The sequence below is a fragment of the Thermococcus sp. PK genome (assembly GCF_000430485.1).
GTDB classification, from domain to species: Archaea; Methanobacteriota_B; Thermococci; order Thermococcales; family Thermococcaceae; genus Thermococcus_A; species Thermococcus_A bergensis.
Window position 1 is genome coordinate 233617 of the sequence record NZ_KE387149.1, and the last position, 8215, is coordinate 241831.

At 44.5% G+C, this 8215-nt stretch carries 9 protein-coding genes and 2 pseudogenes; 7 read left to right on the forward strand and 4 right to left on the reverse strand.

Annotated features, from left to right (window positions below):
- Positions 1-350: 350 nt before the first annotated feature.
- The 5 genes from THEPK_RS03135 to THEPK_RS03155 all read left to right on the forward strand — a co-directional run bounded on the left by THEPK_RS03135 (position 351) and on the right by THEPK_RS03155 (position 2771).
- Positions 351-533, forward strand: coding sequence for a hypothetical protein (locus THEPK_RS03135; RefSeq protein ID WP_156882130.1), 183 nt, complete (start codon positions 351-353; stop codon positions 531-533).
- Positions 534-928: 395 nt separating this feature from the next.
- On the forward strand, positions 929-1201 hold the full coding sequence (locus tag THEPK_RS03140) for a hypothetical protein (RefSeq protein ID WP_156882132.1): 273 nt from the start codon (positions 929-931) through the stop codon (positions 1199-1201).
- A gap of 84 nt (positions 1202-1285) precedes the next feature.
- Positions 1286-1867, forward strand: coding sequence for a winged helix-turn-helix domain-containing protein (locus tag THEPK_RS03145; RefSeq protein WP_042698260.1), 582 nt, complete (start codon positions 1286-1288; stop codon positions 1865-1867).
- Between the two features lie 24 nt (positions 1868-1891).
- The gene (locus THEPK_RS03150; RefSeq protein WP_042698262.1) at positions 1892-2197 is read left to right on the forward strand and encodes a DUF211 domain-containing protein; all 306 of its coding nucleotides are present in this window, start codon (positions 1892-1894) and stop codon (positions 2195-2197) included.
- A 55-nt stretch (positions 2198-2252) separates the two neighbouring features.
- Positions 2253-2771, forward strand: coding sequence for a winged helix-turn-helix domain-containing protein (locus tag THEPK_RS03155; protein ID WP_255346957.1), 519 nt, complete (start codon positions 2253-2255; stop codon positions 2769-2771).
- On the opposite strand, the gene THEPK_RS03160 is transcribed toward THEPK_RS03155, so the two are convergent.
- The 4 genes from THEPK_RS03160 to THEPK_RS03175 all read right to left on the reverse strand — a co-directional run bounded on the left by THEPK_RS03160 (position 2768) and on the right by THEPK_RS03175 (position 6828).
- Positions 2768-4210, reverse strand: a complete 1443-nt coding sequence (locus THEPK_RS03160) for a bifunctional ADP-dependent NAD(P)H-hydrate dehydratase/NAD(P)H-hydrate epimerase (protein WP_042698266.1) — start codon at positions 4208-4210, stop codon at positions 2768-2770. The genes THEPK_RS03155 and THEPK_RS03160 overlap by 4 nt on opposite strands.
- A 117-nt stretch (positions 4211-4327) precedes the next feature.
- A complete protein-coding gene (locus THEPK_RS03165) occupies positions 4328-5722 on the reverse strand; it encodes a phytoene desaturase family protein (RefSeq protein ID WP_042698269.1) in 1395 nt (464 codons plus the stop codon).
- A gap of 469 nt (positions 5723-6191) precedes the next feature.
- Positions 6192-6398 carry a hypothetical protein gene (locus THEPK_RS03170; protein WP_232194512.1) on the reverse strand — a complete coding sequence of 69 codons (207 nt, stop codon included), beginning with the start codon at positions 6396-6398 and terminating at the stop codon, positions 6192-6194.
- 88 nt (positions 6399-6486) lie between these two features.
- Positions 6487-6828, reverse strand: coding sequence for a hypothetical protein (locus THEPK_RS03175; protein ID WP_042698275.1), 342 nt, complete (start codon positions 6826-6828; stop codon positions 6487-6489).
- 195 nt (positions 6829-7023) lie between these two features.
- Here THEPK_RS03175 and THEPK_RS03180 point away from each other — a divergent pair.
- Positions 7024-7632: pseudogene (locus tag THEPK_RS03180) on the forward strand (IS607 family transposase).
- Positions 7613-8215: pseudogene (locus THEPK_RS03185) on the forward strand (RNA-guided endonuclease InsQ/TnpB family protein); the annotation flags it as partial. The pseudogenes THEPK_RS03180 and THEPK_RS03185, both read left to right, overlap by 20 nt.

Consider the following 8215-nt stretch of genomic DNA (forward strand, 5'->3'; position numbering starts at 1 on the left):
GTTTTCTGAAAAAGACTACTGTAACCCGAATCCTGCTTGGGGTAATGTGTTATGGTCTGAAAATCCTCCTCAGAGTCAAATACTGTTTAAATAACAGGGGGTGAAACTAAACACGCCCTTTATGACCGTAAGGTATATAACCAGACATGGATACAAAACAAATACTGTAGTGTACATGAAATTATTTGAATGTATGTACAAAATATCGAGGAGATGTAAAAAATGAATTGGAAAACACTTGGTTTGATACTTGTTTTGGCCCTTGGTTTGATTGTTTCGGGCTGTACACAACAGGGCTGTTTCATAGGTAGTGATAAATGGAACTTTTGAATTCTTTTGTTTTCCGGGGCGTGTTTATAGTAACCTTTATTAGGGTTTTTGCTGAATTCTTTCGGGTGGTTGTCGTGATCCCCAGATGGGATCACAGACTCAAAGACCCTGAAAGCGTGGCATTCGCAATTCTTGACGTTTTAGCAGACTTCGAATCAGAAGGAAAGCTGAAGAACCTGCCAAAATTCAAAAATTTCCAGTAAAACAATACTGGCAATACTCCTCTTTAAACAATACTACAACCTACCTCTCAGAGACGCCCAGCACTACGGCAGAAAATTCTTCGGAGCAAAACATTCACTACCTCAACCCTCCACAACTGGGAGAAAAAGCTGAACCTCGAAGAACTGACAAACCACCTCCTAGAAAAACTCCAGAAATTACCCTACGCCAGCACTCAAGCAGACTCAACCATTATCAACAAATAAAAAAAGGGCAGGATAGAAGTTCAGGCAATAACGAGAATCCTGCAGGGTTTACTGTATCCGGTTGCTGTGAAGATCACAACTTCTGAGAACGAGCTGATTGAACTCCTGCCGGGGGTTCTGGGAATTTTTATGCTGATGGGGCTTATGATTCAAAGAAAGTTCTGAACACTGTGGTGGAAAAGGGTTATCGGCCGATTGTTAAGAAAACTAAGAACGCTCCAGGTGGTTTTGGTAGTAAGAAGAGAGACAGAGTGTTTTCTGAAGAAGAGTACAGGCATAGGAATCCTCATGAGGGGTTCTGGGGTGCGTTTACAACGTGGTTTGGCAGTAGGATCCCCTGTTTTCTGAAAAAGACTACTGTAACCCGAATCCTGCTTGGGGTAATGTGTTATGGTCTGAAAATCCTCCTCAGAGTCAAATACTGTTTAAATAACAGGGGGTGAAACTAAACACGCCCCCAGATTTGGGAAAAGGTTATATTCTATAACGTTCAAATTCTTATTAAAACGTTAAAATTGGTGAGGGCAATGAAAAAGAAGGTTAAACTAGTCACAGACCCAGAAGTGATAAAGCTAATGCTTGAGGATACAAGAAGACAGATATTGAAGTTGCTTAGAAATAGGGAGATGACCATTTCACAGCTCAGCGAAATCCTCGGGAAAACTCCGCAGACAATCTACCACCACATCGAGAAGCTAAAGGAAGCCGGCCTTGTGGAGGTAAAAAGAACAGAAATGAAAGGGAACTTGGTGGAAAAATACTACGGAAGGACTGCAGACGCGTTCTACATAAATCTATACCTCGGAGATGACGAGCTCAGATACCTAGCCAGGTCAAGGTTGAAGACAAAGCTCGATATCTTCAAAGCCCTTGGCTATAAATTCGATGAGGAAGAGCTTTTGAACATAATGGACAGACTCCTAGAGAAAGAACATTCCTATACAGCAAAAATCTCTGCAGAGATGGAGGAAAAAGAGGACGCCCTTAAGGAATTCTCGGATGAGGACATAATCCACGCCATTGACTGGCTCACCATGGCAGAGCTTGGAAGGGACGAAGAGGCAATAGCTCTCCTGAGAAAGCTCGGAGAAACACTTAAAAAGGAATAAATTCAAAGGGAAACGGGATAGAAAATGGCAAGAGGAATTAGACTTCTCGTGCTGGATGTGCTTAAACCCCACCAGCCTATGGTTACTGAACTGGCTTTGGGATTAAGTGAGCTGAAAGGTGTTGATGGAGTTAATATTACCCTCGTGGAGATAGACAAAGAAACGGAAAACGTAAAGATAACCATCGTTGGGGACAATCTGGACTATGAAGAGATTGTAAGGACAATAGAAGAGTTTGGTGGAGTTGTGCACAGCATTGATATGGTTGCCGCAGGAAAGAAGATTATTGAGGAGAGCGAAACCCCCCAAGACAAGCTAGAAGAGTTTTGAGAGCAGAGGACTCCTGAAAGAGGTACTGATTGTTACCGATCCTGAGAAAATTAAGCTGCTCGGGGATAGAACAAGGCTTGAGATAGTCAATCTGCTTAGAGAGCGTCCCATGTCCGCTTCCGAATTAAGTGTCATACTAAAAAAGAGTCCTTCAACAATATATCGGCACATAAACCTTCTTGAAAAAGCAGGATTTGTTGAAGAAGTTGGGAAAGATGGAAACGAAACACTCTACCGAAGAACTGCAAGGATATTTTTGATTGCACCATATCAAGATGGGGACGTAACAACACCAACAATGAAGGCTATTCATCGTCAGGAGGCGGAAACACTCTATAATATATTCACGAATGCAGGATTTGAAATTGACGATAAAAATGCTTTCATAGAACTGGTTGAAAGATCCATAAGCGCTGTAGAGACGCTTTCAAGAGATTTAATTAAGCGACTGGAGGGTTTTGATTTAAACCCCTTAGAGTTCATTCACATAATGAATCTTTTAGTATTGCTCACTTCTCCCAAGTTACAAGGGGAGGCAAAAGAATTAAGGAAACTCCTAAAATTGGAGGATTAAAATTCAAGAACCCACTTGATAGCGAATGGGACTTTTTTAGCAACCTCCAAAGCGGTGAAGTTTTCTCCCATCTCCTCTCTTACCATATCCCCTGCTAGGCCGTTCAAGAAAGCACCAGCGCTTGCAGCTCTTAAAGGCTCGTTGCCCAGTGCGAGCAATGCCCCAACTATTCCAGCCAGCACGTCTCCAGTTCCTCCTGTCGTCATACCCCGGTTTCCGGTTTTGTTGTACCTCCAGATTTTGCCGTCACTTATTATATCGTAAGCTCCCTTGAGCAGGATAGTGCCATTCACTGCCCTGGCTTTCTCCATTACCTGCTTCGCCTTCTCTTCAAGATTCCCCTCAGGTTTTTCACCAAATAAAATCCTGAATTCACCGGCATGAGGCGTCAAAACAAACTTTTTGCCTTTAAGAACATCTAAATCATCGACAATAGCCTTTAAAGCATCGGCATCTATAACTACTGGTTTCTCACACCAGCGGAGGAACTCGACAACAAAGTCTTTTGTCTCCGGTCTTTCCCCAATTCCAGGGCCAACAACAACTGCATCGACATTATCGGCAATTGCCAAAACATCCTCAACGTCTTCTTTTGTAAAGTTTTTACCCTCGAAGGGACGCAAAATTACGTCAGGGTCATTTATTCTTCTAGCAGAGTATTCGGGCATCGCTAGGTACACCAAATCCACTATGTAGCTCGCCGCTTTCGCTGCCAAGTACGGAGCCCCAAAGTAGTCCTCGCTCCCGCCGATTATTAAAAGCCTCCCGTTCTGGCCCTTGTGCTCACCCTTCTTCCTTAAGGCGAACTTCGCATCGCCCGGACCCACTAAATGATACAGTTCCCTTGGGTAGCCTATCTTGACCACAACGCGCTCGAAGCCCTCGTACTCCTCCTTGTCCCACTGGAACGTCACCGCAAAGTCGCACCTAACGCGGACATCACTCGGATAACCGCTCGGAAGGTCAACGCTCACTATCTTGGCTTTTCCAGCGTATTCGTTTATTTTCTCCACAGCAGAACGTATGGGCTCGCGAGGTTCTCCTTTGCTCCCTGCTCCCAACAGAGCATCGACTATAACATCGAACTCATCGAGATTTAGGGGTTTTATCTGACTTGAGTCCTTGAGAACTTTAATTGTTATGAAATCAAGATGTTTGAGGATTTCCCAGTTGTGCCTCGCTTCCTCGCTCCCGATTTTTACCTCATCTCCCACCAAGAAAAGCGTTACATTGTTCTCAAAGCTGAGGTGTCTAGCGGCTACGAATCCATCTCCACCGTTGTTTCCTGTGCCGGAAAAGACTGCTATTTTTAAGCCCTTGCCAAACCTCTCTTCTATAGCCTTTGCGACTCCAGCGCCGGCATTCTCCATGAGCTGATAAGGGCTTATGCCAAGCCACTTAGCGTTTATGTCCCAGATGTAAACGTCCTCGATTCTCATAAGCCACCACCCCATGGAAATTCGGAGTCCATAACTTTAACTTTTTCTCCAGAGAGTTCCTCACAGTAGAAAGGCAAGTGCGTTTCCCATCCGAAAATTTAGAAAGAAGGCCCATCTTCAGAGCCTATAGAACTCCTCAAGGTTCAAGAGCTTTCTCCCAATTATTGCCTCAATCGCAAAGAGGGCAGAACTTGCACACCCATCCACGCCGGAGCTAAGCTCTTGAGCTGAGTCGCCAGCAACGTAGAGGTTCTTTATTGGCGTTTCCGGGCCAAGTCTCCTCTCCCAGTACCAGTCAATAGTTCTCCCGATTCCGTCCACTATTGGGAACATGACCTCCGCCTTCCAGTCCCAGTCGTTCTCAAAGTCGAAGTTGGGGAAGAGGGCCTCTAAATCAGCCACCATCTTTTTCGCCAGCTCCTTCTTGTTAGTTTTTTCATCGGCCAGAACCGCTATGCTTAGAGGGTAATTCCCCTCGGGGGCCTGCTTGAGTTCAGGACTCACTTCGTAGATGAGATAGTAGGAGTCCACGTTCTTAACCTCCGAACGGGGCACCATTATCCACGTCCCCACGGGTTTTTTTGTAAGGGGTCTTTTTGCTCCTCCTATGATTAGGAAGAGCTTTGTGGCCTCTTTTTCTCCTTCCCTAAGTCTCTCCGCGAACTCTTCGGGAAGGTTTTCCTCCTTTATCAGGTGAAGGAGGTAGTAGGCGGGTGCCGCGAAGAGAACCTTTCTCGATTCAATGGTCTTTTTACCGATCTTTAGTCCCTTAGCTTCTCCATTTTCAACGATTATCTCGGTCACGTTTGTCCCGAGGTGCACCTCTCCGCCGTTTTCCTCTATCGTTTTCCTAAGGGCCTCCGCTATCGCCCCCACTCCTCCCTCCGCGGAAAAGAGGGGAGTCTTATAGCGTTTAATCCCCCTGAGGTAGGCCTTCATGCAGAGTATAAGATCCCCTGCGGAGTTCCTTTCGGTGTCTATTATCGTCTGGTAGCCCGCAACAAAGCCGTCCGTGAAGAGCTCCCTTGCGTTCTCATCGAATCCAAACTCATCATAAAGCTCCTCCAGCGGCCTGTAGGCCCATTTTTCCATAACCTCCCCAAAGCTAACCTTCTCTACGTAGGAGAGGAACTTCCTGAGCCTGAGCTTTGACCTTAGAGGTATCCATGGATAGGCTCTGAGTTGTTCCAAAAACCCAACCGGGGGCTGGTAGAGCCCGCCGTTTTTGTAGAAGTAAGGCATGTTGAGGGGTACAAACTTGAAGTGCCTCTTCGCACCCAGCCTGTCGAGGATGAACTCGAGATAGCTGTTGGTGGCAAAGACGTGGTGCCCAAAGTCAACACGGTAATCCTCCCTCTCCGCCCACCCCCATTCCTTTGGGGTTCTTGTGGCGGCCCTTCCACCAACGAAGTTGTTCCTTTCGAAAACCGCTACACGGTACCCCTCCTTTGCAAGGAGAGAGCCTGCAAGCAGACCAGTAAAGCCAGCTCCAACAATAGCAACATCGTACATTCTAAACACCCAGAATTTTAGGCTTTGTAAGTATTTAACTCTTGTGCTGAGTGAACAGAGGAAAAAGAATCTTGGAAAAGTCTAATTACTGATAAAAAGCGATCCTTCTCATTCGAGGGATTGTGTGAGGAGCATTGGAAAGAAGCTAAGGAAGTTCTTGAACTCGAAGAAGTCCATCCTCGTTTACGGGGGTGGAAGTTTCGACCATCCTCTCGGCTAAATAGTACAGAATTTGAGAAAACTGCATAAATCCTCAAAAGATAAAGGGATTTTTCAAGAACTCATCTCTGCATGCTTAAACTGGCTTTTCTTGTTGCTAGCACCCCGTCCTCAATGCGCATGAGCACCACCACTAAAAATTTGTAACGGACATCATAAAAGACTATCTTTCCCTGCAGAAAGAGAGGAAAGGGGAAAGAACAAAAAATCCCAAGAGATAAATAACAAAATCATCAACCCAATTCATAAATTACTGGGGCTTCTTTTGAAATTTTTCATCTTTAGGTCGAGAAGAACTCAATAGCTCCATTATTATAATAAACAAAACTGAAACGAGGTAAATAACCAAGAGATTCCTGAATTTTTCTGTTGGTGGCACTGCATGAGTTGCTACTGGGTGGGGAAGAAGCTGCAATATCCCATACCCAATTATGGCAAAGCCAATAACAATAACCAACGTAACACCGAAAATCAGTTCCCTTGTAACCCCCGAGGACATTCAGACCACCAAGAAATGGTGAGTACTAAAAAACAAAAAAATTACTCTAAAAAATTTCCCCAAGTTCTGTTATTGTTGCTACCCACACTACATAGATAACAATAAACAAAAGCAAATAGCTTAAGAAGAGCCTCAACCTTCGATTTCTTATTTTCTTAAGTCCAAAAACCTCAAAACCAGCATAGGAGTGGACAAGGAGCAAAACAGAGAAGCCATATCTTATAAGCCGGTATGAATGGAGCGTTGGAGCATTCTGGTATGAGACCAAGCCAAAAGTAAAGATTGAGATCACCTTAGGGCTTACAATCCCATATCCCGTGATAATAAGAATAAAAGAGAAAACAAAAAGCGGAACCGCTGTAAGTTCCACAATCCTAAATGGCCTCATGGCTTTTCACCAATATATGCATCATCCGGATAGCCTTCGCTCTCGTAAGTTCCCAAGAAGTTGTAATCCACAACCTCTATCTTAATCAAATACTTGATCCATTTGTATCCCCACATTCCAGGGGCTGTTTTCTAAATGGTTAAAATCGTAAAGTTTATATATTTTGTGTCATTGTTTGTAATAGGGGTGTGCAGTATGAAGCTTTATAGGACGGGAAAAGCGGCACAGCTCCTTGGCATTAGCAAGCCAACATTAATCAGGAAAATCAAAGCCGGCGAGATTAAAGCATACAGGGTCGGAAAAGAATACAGAATTCCAGAAAGCGAGATTAAAAGACTCCTCGAAGGCAAAACCCCCGACAAGGTTGTAATTTACGCCAGAGTATCAAGCAGAGACCAGAAAGAAGACCTTGAAAGACAGGTCGAATACCTCAAGAACTACTGCGCATCAAAAGGCTACCAAGTTGCAAAATCATAACAGACATTTCCTCAGGACTGAACGAGAACAGGAAGGGGTTAAAACAGCTCTTCAAACTCATTGAAAGCGGGGAAATAACAAAAGTCGTAGATAACTTACAAGGACAGGCTCACCCGCTTTGGATTCAAATACCTTGAGCAATACTTTAACTCTCACGGGGTTGAGGTTGAAGTAATCTTTGATGATGAAGAGAAAACGCCGGAAAAGGAACTTGTTGAGGACTTGTTAGCCATCGTAACCTCTTTTGCTGGAAAACTCTATGGTGCCCGTTCTCACAAGAAAAAACGCCTCGTCGAGGCGGTAAAAAATGCCCTCCGAGACGATTAAACTCACGGCAAAATTCAAACTCAAAACAGAACCCGAAGGGTTAGAAGACCTCTTCTCCCTTTATCAGGAAATCGTGAACTTTTTAATCACCTACGCTTTTGAGAACAACATTACGAGCTTCTACCGGTTGAAGAAAGAGACGTACAAAAGCCTTCGGGAGCAGTACCCAGAACTCCCAAGCCACTACATTTACACGGCCTGTCAAATGGCCACCTCAATCTACAAGAGTTACAGGAAGAGAAAAAGACGAGGAAAAGCCAACGGAAAACCCATTTTCAAAAAGCAAGTAATAATGCTGGATGATCATCTTTTCAAACTCAACCTTGAAGGGGGATTTATCAAGCTCTCAACTCCAAGTGGAAGGCTGGAACTGGAGTTTTACCCTGCAAAGTACCACGAGAAGTTTAGGGAGTGGAAAATAGGGCAAGCCTGGCTGGTTAAAAATCCAAAAGGAGTTTTCCTCCACGTGGTGTTCTCAAAGGAAGTTGAAGTCAGAGAGCCGAAAGTCATTGTCGGCGTGGACTTGAACGAGAACAACGTAACGCTAAGCCTTCCAAACGGTGAATTCGTTCAGATAATTACA